General features: G+C 64.0%; 16 protein-coding genes. 10 read left to right on the top strand and 6 right to left on the bottom strand.

Annotation, left to right across the window (positions count from 1 at the left end):
- Positions 1-699: 699 nt before the first annotated feature.
- The gene (locus tag AC5ZG5_RS39040; RefSeq protein WP_456644794.1) at positions 700-1,515 is read left to right on the top strand and encodes a hypothetical protein; all 816 of its coding nucleotides are present in this window, start codon (positions 700-702) and stop codon (positions 1,513-1,515) included.
- A 230-nt stretch (positions 1,516-1,745) separates the two neighbouring features.
- Here AC5ZG5_RS39040 and AC5ZG5_RS39035 read toward each other — a convergent pair whose 3' ends face one another.
- Positions 1,746-3,374 (bottom strand): fatty-acid--CoA ligase, encoded by a 1,629-nt coding sequence (locus tag AC5ZG5_RS39035; RefSeq protein ID WP_456644795.1) that lies wholly within the window; start codon positions 3,372-3,374, stop codon positions 1,746-1,748.
- A gap of 82 nt (positions 3,375-3,456) precedes the next feature.
- On the opposite strand from AC5ZG5_RS39035, the gene AC5ZG5_RS39030 reads away from it, so the two are divergent.
- The gene (locus AC5ZG5_RS39030; protein WP_456644796.1) at positions 3,457-4,605 is read left to right on the top strand and encodes an extensin family protein; all 1,149 of its coding nucleotides are present in this window, start codon (positions 3,457-3,459) and stop codon (positions 4,603-4,605) included.
- Positions 4,606-4,625: 20 nt separating this feature from the next.
- Here the strand turns inward: AC5ZG5_RS39030 and AC5ZG5_RS39025 are convergent, their stop codons facing one another.
- Positions 4,626-5,309 (bottom strand): L,D-transpeptidase, encoded by a 684-nt coding sequence (locus AC5ZG5_RS39025; protein ID WP_028168284.1) that lies wholly within the window; start codon positions 5,307-5,309, stop codon positions 4,626-4,628.
- A gap of 345 nt (positions 5,310-5,654) precedes the next feature.
- On the opposite strand from AC5ZG5_RS39025, the gene AC5ZG5_RS39020 reads away from it, so the two are divergent.
- Positions 5,655-6,632 (top strand): magnesium transporter CorA family protein, encoded by a 978-nt coding sequence (locus AC5ZG5_RS39020; RefSeq protein ID WP_028168285.1) that lies wholly within the window; start codon positions 5,655-5,657, stop codon positions 6,630-6,632.
- A gap of 163 nt (positions 6,633-6,795) precedes the next feature.
- On the top strand, positions 6,796-7,014 hold the full coding sequence (locus tag AC5ZG5_RS39015; protein ID WP_028168286.1) for a hypothetical protein: 219 nt from the start codon (positions 6,796-6,798) through the stop codon (positions 7,012-7,014).
- A gap of 361 nt (positions 7,015-7,375) precedes the next feature.
- Here the strand turns inward: AC5ZG5_RS39015 and AC5ZG5_RS39010 are convergent, their stop codons facing one another.
- Together AC5ZG5_RS39010 and pdxH are read right to left on the bottom strand one after the other, a co-directional pair.
- Positions 7,376-8,128: an SDR family NAD(P)-dependent oxidoreductase gene (locus AC5ZG5_RS39010; RefSeq protein ID WP_028168287.1), complete on the bottom strand. Its 753-nt coding sequence runs from the start codon at positions 8,126-8,128 to the stop codon at positions 7,376-7,378.
- A gap of 117 nt (positions 8,129-8,245) precedes the next feature.
- The gene (gene pdxH / locus AC5ZG5_RS39005; RefSeq protein ID WP_208825588.1) at positions 8,246-8,887 is read right to left on the bottom strand and encodes a pyridoxamine 5'-phosphate oxidase; all 642 of its coding nucleotides are present in this window, start codon (positions 8,885-8,887) and stop codon (positions 8,246-8,248) included.
- Between the two features lie 123 nt (positions 8,888-9,010).
- Between pdxH and AC5ZG5_RS39000 the strand changes: the two genes are divergently transcribed.
- Both AC5ZG5_RS39000 and AC5ZG5_RS38995 read left to right on the top strand, forming a co-directional pair.
- Positions 9,011-9,415 carry an RT0821/Lpp0805 family surface protein gene (locus tag AC5ZG5_RS39000; RefSeq protein WP_130227363.1) on the top strand — a complete coding sequence of 135 codons (405 nt, stop codon included), beginning with the start codon at positions 9,011-9,013 and terminating at the stop codon, positions 9,413-9,415.
- Positions 9,416-9,521: 106 nt separating this feature from the next.
- The gene (locus AC5ZG5_RS38995) at positions 9,522-10,496 is read left to right on the top strand and encodes a DnaJ C-terminal domain-containing protein (protein WP_456644797.1); all 975 of its coding nucleotides are present in this window, start codon (positions 9,522-9,524) and stop codon (positions 10,494-10,496) included.
- Positions 10,497-10,886: 390 nt separating this feature from the next.
- Here the strand turns inward: AC5ZG5_RS38995 and AC5ZG5_RS38990 are convergent, their stop codons facing one another.
- Both AC5ZG5_RS38990 and AC5ZG5_RS38985 read right to left on the bottom strand, forming a co-directional pair.
- Positions 10,887-11,660 carry an anti-sigma factor family protein gene (locus AC5ZG5_RS38990; protein ID WP_028168291.1) on the bottom strand — a complete coding sequence of 258 codons (774 nt, stop codon included), beginning with the start codon at positions 11,658-11,660 and terminating at the stop codon, positions 10,887-10,889.
- A 76-nt stretch (positions 11,661-11,736) separates the two neighbouring features.
- Entirely contained in the window at positions 11,737-12,228 is a 492-nt protein-coding gene (locus AC5ZG5_RS38985) for a sigma-70 family RNA polymerase sigma factor (RefSeq protein ID WP_028168292.1), read from the bottom strand.
- A 184-nt stretch (positions 12,229-12,412) separates the two neighbouring features.
- Here AC5ZG5_RS38985 and fabI point away from each other — a divergent pair, with 184 nt between their 5' ends.
- The 4 genes from fabI (at position 12,413) to AC5ZG5_RS38965 (ending at position 16,321) form a co-directional block, all read left to right on the top strand.
- On the top strand, positions 12,413-13,231 hold the full coding sequence (gene fabI, locus AC5ZG5_RS38980; RefSeq protein ID WP_028168293.1) for an enoyl-ACP reductase FabI: 819 nt from the start codon (positions 12,413-12,415) through the stop codon (positions 13,229-13,231).
- An 11-nt stretch (positions 13,232-13,242) separates the two neighbouring features.
- Positions 13,243-13,842 (top strand): histidine phosphatase family protein, encoded by a 600-nt coding sequence (locus AC5ZG5_RS38975; protein WP_456644814.1) that lies wholly within the window; start codon positions 13,243-13,245, stop codon positions 13,840-13,842.
- Between the two features lie 188 nt (positions 13,843-14,030).
- Positions 14,031-15,116, top strand: coding sequence for a chorismate synthase (gene aroC, locus AC5ZG5_RS38970; protein ID WP_130227360.1), 1,086 nt, complete (start codon positions 14,031-14,033; stop codon positions 15,114-15,116).
- 23 nt (positions 15,117-15,139) lie between these two features.
- Positions 15,140-16,321 carry an adenylate/guanylate cyclase domain-containing protein gene (locus tag AC5ZG5_RS38965; RefSeq protein WP_456644798.1) on the top strand — a complete coding sequence of 394 codons (1,182 nt, stop codon included), beginning with the start codon at positions 15,140-15,142 and terminating at the stop codon, positions 16,319-16,321.
- Positions 16,322-16,332: the final 11 nt, after the last annotated feature.

The raw sequence follows: 16,332 nt of genomic DNA, 5'->3' as shown, positions 1-16,332 counted from the left end.
GATATGGGACAAGGTACGGGAAAATTTGGCAACCTCACCGATTAACCATTCAATCAAAGTGATCTCTAGTTGTCGATTGACTCGGCGGAACTTTGGGCTAAAGGCTCCACTCTAGGTTGTCGGAACCGCTGAAGCAAAGGGACCGTCCTGGCGAAGGACATCGGCCAACGGCAATCAAAAAAAGATAACGGCGGGCGTCAGCCGGAAGCGTTGCAAGAGGACCTAAGCTCACGGTCGTCGCCGCAGGCAGACCGGAGGTGCGCGGTTGCATCCTCATGGGCCGTAAGGATCGCGAACAGCGTAGCCGGCGTACATCAGCGGGGCTGGTGGGCAGCCGCCTCAGGGCGAGCGTTCAGTATGAATGGCGGCAGGGACGAAGGCTACGTTGATCCGAACGATCCGACCCATTACGCCCCGCGCGAGCCGTGGGAGCGGGCGATAAGCGGGCAGCCGGCGGCGCCGCTCAGACGGTCCGCGGAGCCTGCATCGTTGACTGTCGACGATCCGCCCTTGCAATCGCTGCGCAAGCCTCGACGTCGCGACCATTCGGAAATGTTCACCAAGGCCGTCGCCCAAGCCATGCAGGAAGCGATGGAGCCCATGGAGGCGCCATCCGTTCTCCGCAATTCGGGAAGGCGCGCGCTGCTCCGCGTGGGAGCGAGGTTCGCGATCGCGGCAGCGGTTGCGGCAGCCATCGCGATGATCGTCGTCATGGCGATTCCGGCGTCGCAAAGTCCTGGGGTTCAGTCGAACGCCATCGCATCGATCTCGTCTTCCTGGCAGTCGCTTAAGACCTCGCTGTTTCCGGCGCCGCAACGCAAGCGGGCTGCGACCCTCGCCGTCGAGGACAGCAGCGGGCTTGCCGACGACGCGCTGCCGCTCGGGCTGCGCGTGGGTGCTCCCCCTCCTGGTGCCGTCATCGCCATCAACGGATTGCCAGCCGGCGCGCGGCTGACGGCTGGCAAGCGCGTCGCCGCCAACGAGTGGCGCGTGTCCGCGTCGGAGATTTCCGCCGTGTCGGTCATTCCGCCGGACGGCTTCGTCGGCCAGATGGTGGTGACGGTAGAATTGCGTGACGGCGACGGTGCCGCGCTCGTGGGTAGTTCGATCCGGCTTTCCTGGAAAGCCGCTGCCAGCGTTGCGGCGCGGCCACCGGCGGCTGCCGTGGCTGCGGTGCCGGCTCGGCCTGCGGCCGCTTCCCCGCCGCCGCAGATGGACGCCGTGCGCAATCTGGATCCGAAGGAAATTTCCGTTGTCGTCAAGCGCGGACAGGATTTGCTCGCCAGCGGCGACATCGCGGCGGCGAGGCTACTGCTGCTGCGCGCCGCCGAAGCACGAGACGCGCGCGCCGCGCTGCTCCTTGCCCGGACTTACGACCCGATCGTGCTCAAGCAATTGGGCGCCAGTGGCCCGCTCGCGGACCTCGCGCAGGCCCGCAACTGGTATCAAAAAGCGAAAGAATGGGGCGAACCCGAAGCTCAGCGCCAACTTGATGCGCTCGCGCCCATCCGTTGATCCCTGCACTGCCCATCGCTCGCGCCCGTGAATCTCTGGCGATATTAGGGGAAGGCCTATCAACTTGCGCCGGCCGTAGGGGGGCAAAGCCAACGGGTCGCGCGAACGCGCGCCCGATGACAGGCTCCGCGTGCCCACCATTCACGGTCGGTGCAAGAGAGGGTGGGCACGCTGCGCTTTGCCCACCCTACGGGCTGTCGCCAAGCCGGGCATGACGGAGAGCCTGTTCGTTACGCGGCTGCGGTCGGGAGGCTGTAGGCCTTGAACTGATCGCGCAGCGCGGTCTTCAGGATCTTGCCGGTCGCGGTGTGCGGAATGCCGTCGACGAAGACGACATCGTCGGGCATCCACCATTTCGCGATCTTGCCGTCCATGAACTTCAGGATCTCCTCGCGCGTCGCCTGCTGGCCCTGCTTGAGCTGTACGATCAGCAGCGGACGCTCGTCCCACTTCGGATGGAACACGCCGATCACGGCGGCCTCGGCCACGGCCGGATGGCCGACCGCGAGGTTCTCCAGGTCGATCGACGAGATCCATTCGCCGCCCGACTTGATCACGTCCTTGGAGCGATCGGTGATCCGCATGTAGCCGTGCGCATCGATCGTCGAGACGTCGCCGGTGTCGAAATAGCCTTCCTCGTCGAGAATGCTGCTGTCGACGCGGAAATAGGCCTTGGCGATCGACGGGCCCGAGACCTTGAGCCGGCCGAAGGTCTTGCCATCCCACGGCAGCTCCTTGCCGGCATCGTCGGCGATCTTCATCTGGACGCCGAACGGCGGGTAGCCCTGCGTCTGCAGGACGTCGAGCCGTTCTTCGCCGGTGCGCTCTCCGAAGGGCGGTTTCAGCGCCGCGACCGTGCCGATCGGGCTCATCTCGGTCATGCCCCAGGCGTGGCGCGGCTCCACGCCCATGTTGAGGAAAGCCTCGATCATCGAGCGCGGCATCGCCGAGCCGCCGCATATCACCATCTCCAGGTGCGGCAGCTTCAGGTTGTTGGCGGCCATGTGCTGCAGCAGCATCAGCCACACTGTCGGCACGCCGGCGGTGTGCGTCACCTTCTCGGTGTCGAGCAATTCGTAGACCGAGGCGCCGTCGAGCTTCGGCCCGGGCATCACCAGCTTGGTGCCCATCGAGGGCGCGGAAAAAGCGATGCCCCAGCTATTGGCATGGAACAGTGGCACCACCGGCAGCATTGTATCGGTCGCGGATGTGCCCAGCGCATCCTTGTTGTTGGCCATGAGCGCATGCAGCACGTTGGAACGGTGCGAATACAATACGCCTTTGGGGTCGCCCGTGGTGCCCGACGTGTAGCACATCGCCGCTGCGGTGTTCTCGTCGAACGTCTTCCACTGGAACTTGCCGTCGGACGCCGCGATCCAGTCCTCATAGGCGACCGCGTTCTTCAGCGTGGTCTCTGGCATGTGCGCCTTGTCGGTCAGCACGATAAAGCGCTCGACGCTCGGAAGCTTGTCGGCGATCTTCTCCAGCACCGGCACGAAGGTGAGGTCGGTCATCACCACGCGGTCCTGGGCGTGGTTGATGATCCAGGCGATCTGATCGGGAAACAGGCGCGGGTTGACGGTATGGCAGATCGCGCCGATACCCATGATGCCATACCAGACTTCGAGATGGCGCCAAGTATTCCAGGCGATGGTGGCGACACGATCGCCGAGCTTGATGCCGTCGCGCTCCAGGCTCTGCGAGACCTTCAGCGCGCGCGCATGGATTTCCGCATAGGTGGTGCGATGGATCGGGCCTTCGACCGACCGCGTCACGACCTCCTGTGTGCCGTGATACTTCGCTGCGTGTTCGATAATCCGGTGACACAGCAAAGGCCAGTCCTGCATCAAACCAAGCATACGCACGTCCCTCCTCAGTGTTTTTCTCTCGCATGACCGGCCAGCCAGACAGTATAGCCAGCCGTCCAATCATGAAATTGACATGAACTGTAGCGCGGAGAAAGCAAGCCGAAAATCCAATTATGGTGCGTTTGGCCGCACCGGAATGGCACTGGTTACCGCCGTAGCCATATTGCTCGGAATGCTGGCCGAATCCGCCCTGGCGGCCCGCAGGTCGGTCCCGTTTCCCTTTGCCGACCTGTTCGCGCCGCCCCGGCCAAGGTCGCATCGCGCCGTCCATCGGGCAGTGATGGTGCCATTGCCAAAGCCGCGTCCGGCCGACGCGCCTGCCGCAAAGCCGCCTGAGCCGCCTGCAGCCGCCGAAAAGGCCCGTCCGGCCGATCATGGCAAAGCCGCCGATGAGCCTCCCGCAGAGAAGGCTGGCGAGCAAGCTCCTACGCCGCAGCCCTCAGCCTGCCGGCAGGCGCTGACGGAAGAGATTGCCATTGCGCCAAGCATCCCCGCCATTCATGGCAACGGCGGCTGCGGCGGCGACGATCTGGTGCGGCTGGAGGCGATCGTGCTGCCCGACAAGCGAAAGGTTGCGGTGAAGCCGGCGGCGATCCTCCGCTGCACCATGGCTACCGCGATCGCCGACTGGGTGCGCTCCGACATCGCGCCGCTGTCTGGCCCGCTTGGCGGCACGATCAGCGAACTCGACAATTTCGATTCCTTCGAGTGCCGCGGCCGCAATCGCGTCCCGGGCGCGCAGCTTTCCGAGCATGGCCGCGCCAATGCGATCGACGTCCGCGCCTTCAAGCTCGCGAACGGCCGCTCGATCTCGCTTACCGACCGTAGCGTGCCGCGCGATCTGCGCGAGACCGTGCTGCACTCGGCCTGCACCCGCTTCACGACCGTGCTCGGGCCCGGCTCCGACGGCTACCACGAGGACCACATCCATCTCGACCGGATGGAGCGGCGAAACAATTACCGGATCTGCCAGTGGGATGTCTGGGACCCGCTGCCGGCCGTCGCCCCGCTGTTGCCGGCCGAGCGCCCCGAGGAAGCGCCGCCGCGCGAGGTCGCCGCCAAGGAGGACCCAAAGAGCGGTGCCAAGACTGACACCAAGTCGGAGAGTACGAAGTCAAAAAATGCGAAGCCGGATGCCGGCGATTCCGACGCTACGGAGTCAAAGCCTGCGGCGACCAACCCGCAGCCAACAAAAAAGCGCCGGCAAAGCCGGCGCCATTGATCGCGTCTTCCGCAAGCGAACTATTGCACCATGGCGTTGCTGCCGCCGCCCTGCAGCGCCATCTTCGAGTTGAACGGCGAGTCGCCGTGCTTCGGCTCCAGCACGACCACGACGGTGCCGACGCCGACGCGGTCATAAAGGTCGATCACGTCCTCGTTGGTCATGCGGATGCAGCCCGAGGAGATCGAGGCCCCGATATATTCCGGCTGGTTGGTGCCGTGGATGCGGAACAGCGTGTCCTTGCCGCCGGAGTACAGATAGAGCGCGCGCGAGCCCATCGGGTTGTCAGGTCCCGGTGCGACATAGGTCGGAACGCCAAGCCTGGAGATTTCGCCGGGGGTCGGGTGCCAGGCCGGCCACTCGGTCTTGCTGCCGACCTTGGCAATGCCGGACCATGCCATGGCTTCTTCGCCGACGGTGATGCCGTAGCGGATCGCCTTGCCGTCCTTTTGCACCAGGTAAAGATAGTGGTTGTCGGAATCGACCACGATGGAACCCGGCGCCTCCTTGCGGTGGTAATCCACAATGGCGCGGCGGAACGGTTCGGCAACCGGAACTTTCGCGTAGGTGGTCTTCGCCAGCAGGTCCTTGTCGCGCTGCTTGAAATTGGCGGTGTTGGTGGCCTCGTAAGTTGTGGCCTGCATGCAACCCGACAACATCAGGCCGGCGGCCACAATCCCCAGCGTAACTTTCAGCGACGACATGGTACACTTCCGTTGCAAATCTGCGCTCGCAGCGCGAAAATGCGCCCCAATCGCCACGATTCCATCATCTCTTTGATCGTATTATTGCCGAAACCTGCCGCTATTCCCAGCGTTTAGAGACCTATCCCGCGTCGCGGGACCCCTTCTGTGGCTTTTTTGCCGCAAATCCTGCGATCCGGCGGCCGATTTCTGTGCAGATCAGCAACGGTTGCCGAGTCCGGGCCGCGCCGCCGCCATTTCGCCGCCACAAATATGGACAGGCGGTTAATGCGCCGGTCATGAAGCCCTTGCCAGAATCGCGTTTAGTCCTGTTGGGTGCGCCGGTGCCCTGTTCCGGAGTTGCTGATGCTGTCAGTGTTCGTTCCTGCCGATTTCACGCTGAAAAAGGTCGTTTCCGACGAGGTTGCGGCCTTGCCGGAGAATGCGGTCTGGATCGACATGGTCAGGCCGACGCCGGAGGAGGACCGCGCCGTGGAGCGGCTGGCCGGGATCGCGGTGCCGACCCGGGAGGACATGCAGGAAATCGAGATTTCCAGCCGGCTCTATATCGAGAACGGCGCGCGCTACATGACCGCGACGCTGATGTGCCATTCCGACACCGACATGCCCCACACCACGGCGGTCACCTTTATCCTGGCTGGCCACCGACTGGTGACCGTGCGCTACGACCAGCCGAAACCGTTCGCGCTGGTCGAGGCCAAGCTTGGGCGGTCCTGCGCGCCCACCATCAACGGCGAGATGGTGCTGATGGAGTTGCTCGATGCAGTGATCGACCGCTGCGCCGACATTCTGGAGCGGTGCGGCGCCGATATCGACCAGGTCTCCCACGACATCTTCGAACCGGAGGCCGAGCGGCACGGCCATGCCAAGCAATATTCGCGGATCCTGATCGAGATCGGGCGCAAGGGCGACCTGACCTCGAAAGTGCGTGAAAGCCTGGTCTCCATCGGTCGCGTCGTCACCTTCATGTCGGCGGTGATCGAAGGCGTCAAATGGTCCAAGGACATGCGCGAGCAGCTCAAGACCATGCAGCGCGACGTCGCCTCCCTGACCGACCACGCCTCCTATCTCTCCAACAAGATCACCTTCACGCTGGACGCCATGCTCGGTGTCGTCAATCTCGAGCAGAACAACATCATCAAGCTGTTCTCGGTGATGGCCGTGGTGCTGATGCCGCCGACGCTGATTGCCTCGATCTACGGCATGAACTTCAAGGCGATGCCGGAACTCGACTGGCCGCACGGCTACCCGATCGCGCTCGTGATGATGCTGATTGCAGCGATCGTGCCGTACTACCTTTTTAAATTGAAGAAGTGGCTCTAGTTCCATCGCTGCGTACGAATCGCGAGTTCCATTGCAGTCGCGATCGCGGCAATAAGGCTGCCGCAATTCCTCCGCGAATCCTCCGCTAAAATTTGAGTGTTGCACTGAACGTTTGAGCGAAACTTTGCTGCGATAACCCCCGCCTCAAGCCGGAGGGACAGCAATGGTTGAGAAGATCATAACGCCACGGCGTAACATCATCGACTTCGCGCGCTATCAGCAGGACCGCATGGTTGGAAGGATGCAGGCGCTATCGCCGCGCACCTGCCGTCACTGCGGCGCAGCCCTGCTCGATGGCGAAAACGAAGACGAGTGCTCGAGCGCCTACAACACCAGCGCGCAGCGAGTGGTTGAGAAGCCGCGGAAGTTCTACGCGGATTGACGGCCAGGACGGCCGCTTAACGAGTGCAAGCAAAGCAATCCAGAGGTCGACGGCGGAAACGGTCTGGATTGCTTCGTGCTCCTCGTTTGTTACGCACGATCCGATAAATTGGAAATCGCAGCCGTGGTCGCTCGCCCGCGAACAGGCGACGGTATACGTGGAGAGAACCCCTCACCCGAATGAGCCTGTGGTGATGGCGGAGCTGCCCTCTCCCACAAGGGGCGAGGGCACATCAACTGGCGTCGGCAAGGCGTTCTTCCCTTCTCCCCTTGTGGGAGAAGGTGGCGCGAAGCGCCGGATGAGGGGTTGTCTCCACGGGCGACAGTGTCTCTGGAGAGAGCCGTCAACTCAGCAATCTGTCCTACACGTGCTGGCCACCATTGATGTGGATCTCGGCGCCGTTCACGTAGGAACTGGTTTCCGTGCACAGGACGTAGATGATCTTGGCAACTTCGTCTGGAGTGCCCAGGCGATGCATCGGGATCTGCTGCTCGACGATCTTCTCGGTGCCCGGCGACAGGATCGAGGTGTCGATCTCGCCCGGCGCGATCGAGTTGACGCGGACGCCGACGCGGCCGAAATCGGACGCCATCTCGCGCGTCAGCGCCGCGAGCGCCGCTTTCGAGGTGGCATAGGCCGCGCCCGCGAACGGATGAACGCGGGAGCCCGCGATCGAAGTGACGTTCACCACCGCACCCTTGGCGGTCTTCAATTCGTTGATCAGCCCGCGCGCCAGCATGATTGGCGCGAAGAAGTTGACGCGGAAGACATGCAGCCAGGTGTCGATATCGGTGTCCATGGTACCGAGCCGCGTGCCGCCCGGCCCCTTGGGCGAGATCGCCGCATTGTTGACGAGCGCGTGCAGTTCGTCGTTCTCCAGCCGCCTGCGGATTTCCGAGATTGCGCGCACGGTGTCGTCATGGTCGCCGAAATCGACCTCGATGTGATCCTCGGGTCCGGCGCCCCAGGGGCAAACTTCCGGAAAGGCGTGCCGCGAGCAGGTGATGACGCGCCAGCCGGCCGAGGAAAACCGGATCGCGGTAGCATGGCCGATGCCGCGGCTGGCGCCGGTCAGGAGCAGCGTGCGTCGCGGCGCGTTGGAATGGTTCGGCATTGGACGGTTCTCTCGTTCTTCGTCATGCCGGCCTCGTGCCGGGCATCCACGTGTTCGGACTGGCTCGAAACTGAGACGTGGACGGCCGGGACAAGCCCGGCCATGACGGTCTGAGTCTTACGGATAAAGCCTTACTTTGGTCCAAGCTTGGCCTGGGCCCTCGCGCCGGAACTCGATGCGGTCGTGCAGGCGGTAGGGACGGTCGTGCCAGAACTCGATGCTGACAGGGCTGATGCGCCAGCCGCTCCACCCCTGAGGGCGCGGCACCTCGCCGATCACATATTTCGCGGCGACCTTCGCGATCGCCTGCTCGAAGGCGAAACGGCTCTCCAACGGCTGCGACTGCTTGCTGGCCCAGGCGCCAAGCTGCGCCTGCTTCGGGCGCGTCGCGAAATAGTCGTCGGCCTCGGCGTCGCTCACCGGCGACACGTTGCCGCGGATGCGCACCTGCCGGCGCAAGGATTTCCAGTGGAATAGTAAAGCGGCCTTAGGATTTGCGGCGAGTTCGCGGCCTTTGGCGCTGGCGACGTGGCTGTAGAACACGAAGCCATCAGCGTCATAGCCTTTCATCAGCACCATCCGCACGTCCGGGAGCCCGCCCGCGTCGACGGTTGCGAGCGCCATCGCGTTGGGATCGTTCGGCTCGGACTTGGTTGCTTCGGCAAACCATTCGGCGAACAGCGCAAATGGTTCTTCCGCAGCGGTAAAATCACCCGATGTTAACGGTGTAGGGTGTTTGATGGAGGTCGTGTCTGTCATGTCAGGAGTCCAGCGTTGCGTCCGTCGGCCTCAGAGCGCGCGTTACTCGCCCTATATAGGACGTCCTTATATAGGGCATGGGGACGCGTTGGCCTATCGGCGATCCGACCGGCGGGGACGGTGGTGACATTGGTTCTAATCGGCCTAGGGGCCGGCGGCTGCGCCCTGTCGCGCGGCGACAGTTTTGCCCGGCTGGACGACAGGGACTTGACGGGGTCGCTCGGCGCGCCCCACGTAAGGTCATCGGCGCCGACCGACAGCGACCTTGCCTTTGCCCGCAACGCCGCCTCAGACGTGCTGACCAAGGGCGACAAGGATTCCAGCCAGGCCTGGGAAAATCCCGAGACGGGCGCGCGCGGCTCGGTGACGCCGTTGTCGCAGGCTTACGCCGCCGAGGACGGTCGGACTTGCCGGGATTTCCTGGCAAGCTATGTCAACGGCCGGACCGAGAGCTGGCTGCAGGGTGCCGGCTGCAAGGCCGGACGCGGGAGGTGGGAGATCCATAGTCTGAAACCTTGGAAATCCTGAACGCCAAAGCAGTTGCAAAAATGCCACGGCGTCCCCAAATGACACCAAAGTGGGGCGACAAGCCCGAAAATTTCAGGTCTGATTTCCCGTGAAGGAGACGTGACGGATGCGCGACCCCTATGAGGTCTTGGGGGTGCCGCGGGGCGCCAGCGCTGCCGCGATCAAAAGCGCCTATCGCAAGCTCGCCAAGAAGCATCATCCCGACAGCAACAAGAACGATCCAAAGGCTGCCGAGCGTTTCGCCGAGATCAACTCGGCCAACGAGATCGTTGGCGACGAGGAGAAGCGCAAGCAGTTTGACCGCGGCGAGATCGACGCCGAGGGCAAGCCGCGTTTCCAGGGCTTCCCCGGCGGAGGCTTTGGCGGCGGCGATGCGCGCGGCCGTGCCGGTCCGGGCGGGTTCGAAACCTATACGTTCCGCAGCGGCTCTGGCGGCGGCATGGAAGGCGGCGGTGCAGGCGGCTTCGAGGACATCCTCAACAGCATGTTCGGCGCCGGTGCGCGTTCGCGCAGGGGCGGCGGCACCCAGTTTGAATTCGATACTGGCGGCGTCGGGCTCGACCTCGACCAGAGCGTCGCCATGACGGTGTCGCTGGAGGAGGCGGTGAACGGCGCCGAGAAGCGCGTCCGCCTGCCGACCGGCAAGGAACTCAATGTCAAGATTCCCGCCGGCGTCAGCTCCGGCCAGCAGATCCGGCTGAAGGGGCAGGGCGAGACGGCGCCCGGCCATCGTCCGGGCGATCTCCTGATCACAGTGACGATCGCGCCGCATTCCTTCTTCAAGGTCGACGGCAACGATCTCAGGGTCGAGCTACCGATCACGCTGTACGAGGCGGTGCTGGGCGGCAAGGTCCGCGTGCCGACGCTTGGCGGCGCGGTCGAATTGTCGATCCCCAAGAACACCTCGAGCGGGCGGACGTTTCGGCTGAAGGGCAAGGGACTGCCGAAGTCGGGCGGCGCGGGCGACCTCTACGTCACCACTCGCATCATCCTGCCTGATGGGAACGATGCTGAGCTGGAAGCATTGATGCAGAAGTGGCGCGACCAACATCCTTACAATCCCCGCAGCGATCTTGGCTGAGGGTGCGGCCTCGAGAGGGGGACCAGCGCAATACCAAACCCCAATCGAGGCCGCGAGCGCTGATCGGCGGATCGAGCGCTGCGCGATAACGCGGGAACATCCGGTGCGATTCTGAGACGCGCCGATGTCCTTATTCCAGATTTTCGATGACGGAATTGGGACATCGGGCAAGTGTGGCCCTTGCGTCACGAACGTCCGCGAATGCGGGCGTTTTCGCAAAACCCGGTATTGCCCGGTCTTTCGAATCGCTGTGCGCGAACTACATAACCTCGTGCGACGGCGCCTTGCGCTGTCGCAGCCCTCCTTGGGCGTTTCCTCCCTAGACTTGGGCCGCTTGCTGTCGCAGGTGGCCCTTTTTTCTCAGCGGTGGCCGGGGATGATCGTGCCGACTCAGCCGCCGGTCTTTTCCATCTGGTCGTAGACGGCTTGCGCGATCTGGGTCAGGCGGTTGCGATCGCTGCCGCCTGAGACGACGTAGCCGACGCCGCGGTCGGCCCAGAACAGCGCGCCCTCATTGCCGTGCGTGGCGTAACGCATTTGCGTGGTCTCCGCCTGCGCCTTGGAGGCGTAGACCGTGAAGCGCTCGCCGGAGGCGCTTTCATACATCAGGAAAGAAGCCGGCCGCCCGGTCGGGCCAGGCAGCAGCCGGCCGCCAACCAGCTTCAATCCCGCCGCCGACAGCTCCGGCGCGCGCACGTCCCAGCCGCAGCGCTTGGTCAGCCAGGCCTGCAGATGGGCGCGCTCATCGCCGGGCACCTCGACCGGATGGCGGACCTCGACCACATAGAGCCGGTGCGCGTCCATCGCATCGAGCGTGAAGCTCTGCAGCGGCGAGGGCTTGGCCGCCGCGCCATGCGCGATCCAGCCGACGCCGCCGCCGGCGATGAATGCCACCAGCGCCGCCGCAATGGCGCCATAGACCAGCTTGCGCGGCTGGCGCACCAATTGCTCGATCTCGAGCCGCTTCGGCACCGCCTCGTCTGCGACCGAATCGTAGCGCGCGTGCAGCACGTCGGCCATGGCGAGCCACGACCGCACCCGTTCGGCGTCATCGGGGTGCGCTGCCAGCCACGCCTCGACGTCGCCGCGGCGCTCCGCCGGCAATTCGTTGTCGACATAGGCATGCAGCTCGTCCTCGGTGACGGGAATCCTGGGGTTGGTCATCGCAGTCGTCTCTGTCTAATTCTCAACAATCCAAATCGCCTCAACCTGATGTCATGGCTATGCACAACGCCTGCCATCATTTCACCCGCCTCAGCGTCGTCGCCCGTTCGCCTTCGAGGAAGGCTTTAACGTGGGCGCGAGCGCGCGCAAGCCGGGACATCACGGTGCCGATCGGCACGCCCTGGATGTCGGCGACTTCGCGGTAACTCAATCCTTCCAGCATCACCAGAAGCAGCGCCGCGCGCTGCTCTTCCACCAGCGTCGCCAGCGCGCGCGCAATGTCGCGGCCTTCGGCCTCGGTGCCGCTGGCGTCCGGATTGTTGTCCAGCAGCGGCATGAATTGCGGCCGCCGCGCCAACGAGCGGCGGCGGTTCTTGTTGAGGTTGGTCAGGATCGTATAGAGCCAGCTCCGCACGTCGCCGCCGAGGAACAGCCGCTCGGAACGCAGCGCCCGCACCAAGGTGTCCTGCACCAAATCGTCGGCGATATCGGCATCGCGCGCCAGCGCCCGCGCGTAACGGCGCAGCGCCGGGATCATGGCTTCAACACTCTGCCGGAACGCGGTCATGACACCGGATCTTCATCCTGCTTCAGCTCGGACGCCTTGCCTAACATAACACCCGAATGACACGACTATTCCGTCGATCGCGACGGGGCCAAATCAGCGTTAACAGGAGGCGGATTTGGACTGTACCGCGGTGGAGCGCTGGTGTACCTCCGAATACCAAATGCAACGCGAGAATGGACAGCGGATGGCACAGAAATCGGGTCTGATGCAGGGCAAGCGCGGCGTGATCCTTGGCGTCGCCAACAACCGCTCGATCGCCTGGGGGATCGCCAAAGCCTGCCACGATGCCGGCGCCGAAATCGCGCTCACCTGGCAGGGCGATGCCCTGAAGAAGCGGGTCGAGCCCTTGGCGAAGGAATTGAACGCGCTCCTGCTCGGCCATTGCGACGTCACCGACGCTGCGACCATCGACGCGGTGTTCGACGTTATCAGGGAGAAGTGGGGCAAGATCGATTTTGTCGTGCATGCGATCGCCTTCTCCGACAAGGACCAGCTCGACGGCCGCTACATCGAGACCACAGCGGAGAATTTTTCCAAGTCGATGCTGATCAGCTGCTACTCGCTGACCGCGATCGCGCAGCGGGCCGAGAAGCTGATGACCGACGGCGGCTCGATCATCACGCTGACCTATTATGGCGCCGAGAAGTGGATGCCGCATTACAACGTGATGGGGGTCGCGAAAGCGGCGCTGGAAGCGAGCGTGCGCTATCTGGCCGCCGATCTTGGCGAGAAGAACATCCGCGTCAACGCGATCTCGGCAGGTCCGATCAAGACGCTCGCGGCCTCCGGCATCGGCGATTTCCGCTACATTCTGAAGTGGAACGAGTACAACGCTCCAATGCGGCGCACGGTCACGATCGAGGAGGTCGGCGACAGCGCGCTTTATCTGTTGTCCGATCTTTCCCGCGGTGTGACCGGCGAGGTGCATCACGTCGATTCCGGCTATCACATTGTCGGCATGAAGCGGCCCGATGCGCCTGACATTTCGCTCGCCAAGGAATAGCTGCTGCGTCGATAGCAATGCCAACAATCTACTACATCCGCCATGGCGAGACGGCATGGAACGCGGAAGGCCGGCTTCAAGGCACCCTGGATATTCCGCTGAACGATCGTGGGCGCGCGCAAGCGTCCCATGCCGGCCATGTGCTAGCCGACCTTCTCACGCGCGACGGATATGACAGGGCAACGCTGCCCTACGTCTCGAGCCCGCTCGGACGGGCGCGCCAGACTATGGAGCTGGCGCGTCGCGCGCTGGAATTGCCGCCTGGCGACTATTCGCTCGACGACCGGTTGCGCGAGATCGGCTACGGCGTCTGGGAAGGCTCGACGCTGGCGGAGATGCAACTCGCCGATCCCGAGCTCTACGCCAAGCGCCAGACCGCGAAATGGACGATGGCGCCGGAGGGCGGCGAGACCTACGCCGCGGTGCAGCTGCGGGTGCGCGACTGGTACGACTCGCTCCCGGGCGACACCGTCACCGTGGCCCATGGCGGCACCTGCCGCGCCCTGATGGTGTCGCTCGGCATCGAAACCCCTGATAGCGCCGCGGACCTCTACATCGAGCAGGGCGCCGTCTATGTGTTTCGCGATGGCGGGCTGGTGAAGTATAGTTAAGAACCGCGCTCCGCCGTCATGGCCGGGCTTGTCCCGGCCATCCACGTCTTGGCGGCGCGGAACGAAGCGCGTGGATGCCCGGGACAAGCCCGGGGCATGACGACCGAAGTTTGACGCTGTCGACTGCGCGCGTTACGACATGCTGACAGTCAACGTTGCATTACAACGCACAAGGCGGCGATCACCGGATGTCTCACAACACCTTCGGCCATTTGTTCCGCGTCACGACCTTCGGCGAGAGCCATGGGGTGGCGATCGGCTGCGTGGTCGATGGCTGTCCGCCGCTGATCCCGCTGACGGTCGAGGAGATCCAGCACGATCTCGACCGACGCCGGCCGGGCCAGTCCCGCTTCACCACCCAGCGCCAGGAACCGGATGCGGTGAAGATCCTGTCCGGCGTGATGGCGCATCCGGAGACCGGCGTGCAGGTGACGACGGGCACGCCGATCGGCCTCCTGATCGAGAACACCGACCAGCGCTCGAAGGACTATTCCGAGATCAAGGACAAGTTCCGCCCCGGCCATGCCGACTTCACCTATGAGGCCAAATACGGCCTGCGCGATTACCGCGGTGGCGGCCGCTCCTCGGCGCGTGAGACCGCGACCCGGGTTGCCGCCGGCGCGATTGCGCGAAAAATCCTGCCGGACATCAAGATCCGCGGCGCGCTGGTGCAGATGGGCCCGCACAAGATCGATCGCGATAAGTGGGATTGGGACGAGATTGGCCGCAATCCGTTCTTCTGCCCGGACCAGGACAAGGCGGCGTTCTTCGAAGATTATCTCGATGGCATCAGGAAGAAGGGCTCCTCGATCGGCGCGGTGATCGAGGTCGTGGCCGAGGGCGTGCCGCCCGGGCTCGGCGCGCCGATCTACGCCAAGCTCGATAGCGAGTTGGCGGCTGCGATGATGACCATCAATGCGGTGAAGGGCGTCGAGATCGGCGCCGGGTTCGGCGCGGCCGAATTGTCGGGCGAGGAGAACGCCGACGAGATGCGCACCGGCAATAACGGCGTGCGTTTCCTGTCCAACAATGCCGGCGGCATCCTCGGCGGCATCTCCACCGGCCAGCCGGTGGTGGTGCGCTTCGCCGTGAAGCCGACCTCCTCGATCCTGTCGCCGCGGCTGACCGTGGACCGCAGCGGCGCCGAGACCGATATCATGACCAAGGGGCGCCACGACCCCTGCGTCGGCATCCGCGCCGTGCCGGTGGGCGAGGCGATGATGGCCTGCGTGCTCGCCGATCATTTCCTGCGGCACCGGGGACAGGTTGGATAGAATCTGACAGCACAGAGGCCGTGATGCAGATCGACATCAGGGGGATCGCGGACTGGCTGATCGACGGCGCAAGGTCGACCCCTGTTGTCACCGACATGGTCTCCGAACTGTGCGGGCGCCTGGTTGCGGCCGGCATCCCGCTATGGCGGGTCGGATTCTTCATCCGGACGCTGCACCCAGAAATCTATGGGCGCAATTTCATCTGGAAGCCCGGCGAGCCTGTCGTCGTCGGCTCGGTTGACTACGACATCAAGCAAACGCCGGAGTTCATCGCAAGCCCGCTTGCGATCGTTTTTGGCGAGGTCAGGGAGGTGCGGTGCCGCACCGACGATCCCGAAAGCCGGCGATTTCCGTTCCTCGACGACATGCGCGCGGAAGGCGTGACCGACTATGTGGCCATACCGCTACGCTTCATCGATGGCTTCACGCATGCCTCCAGTTGGACCACCAAGCAGGCGGGCGGTTTCACCGACGAGCAGCTCGCCGCACTGCGATCGGTGCTGCCGGCGCTGACGCGTCTGATCGAGGTGATCGGTCTTCGCCGCGTCGCCGCGACCTTGCTCGACACTTATGTCGGCAACCGCGCGGGCACGCGCATCCTCGATGGTCAGATCCGGCGCGGGCACGGCGAGACCATGCACGCGGCGATCTGGCTCTCGGACTTGCGCGGCTTCACCGCATTATCGGATCGGCTCCCGGCCGAGACTGTCGTCGACATGCTCAATCGCTATTTCGACTGCCAGGTCGCCTCGATCCGCGCCCATGATGGCGAGGTGCTGAAATACATGGGCGATGGACTGCTCGCGGTTTTTCCGATCGATGAGTATGTCGGGGATGCGCAACAGGTTTGTTCGCACGTGTTGGAAGCCGCGCAGGATATGCGGGCCAGCGTCGAGGCGTTGCGGTATCCGGTCGGCGACATCGTCGAGCGTTTCCGTTTCGGCGTTGCGCTGCACGTCGGAACAATTCTCTATGGCAATATCGGCGGCGGCAACCGGCTCGACTTCACCTGCATTGGCCGAGCGGTGAATCTTGCCGCGCGACTGGAGAAGATCGCCGGCCGACTTGGCCGCACGGTCGTGGCCTCCGAAGGCTTTGCCGGCATCTGCCGCGGCGGCTGGGATGATCTCGGCGAATTTCCGATCGCAGGTTTTTCAAAGGCCCAGCGCGTCTATGGCCTGATGGGCGAAACGTCTGCGAGCTGAATTCCGCGGCG

Source organism: Bradyrhizobium sp. Ses1 (assembly GCF_059512365.1).
The sequence above is the reverse complement of the archived record's forward strand: the minus strand, read 5'-3'. Positions and strand labels throughout refer to the sequence as shown.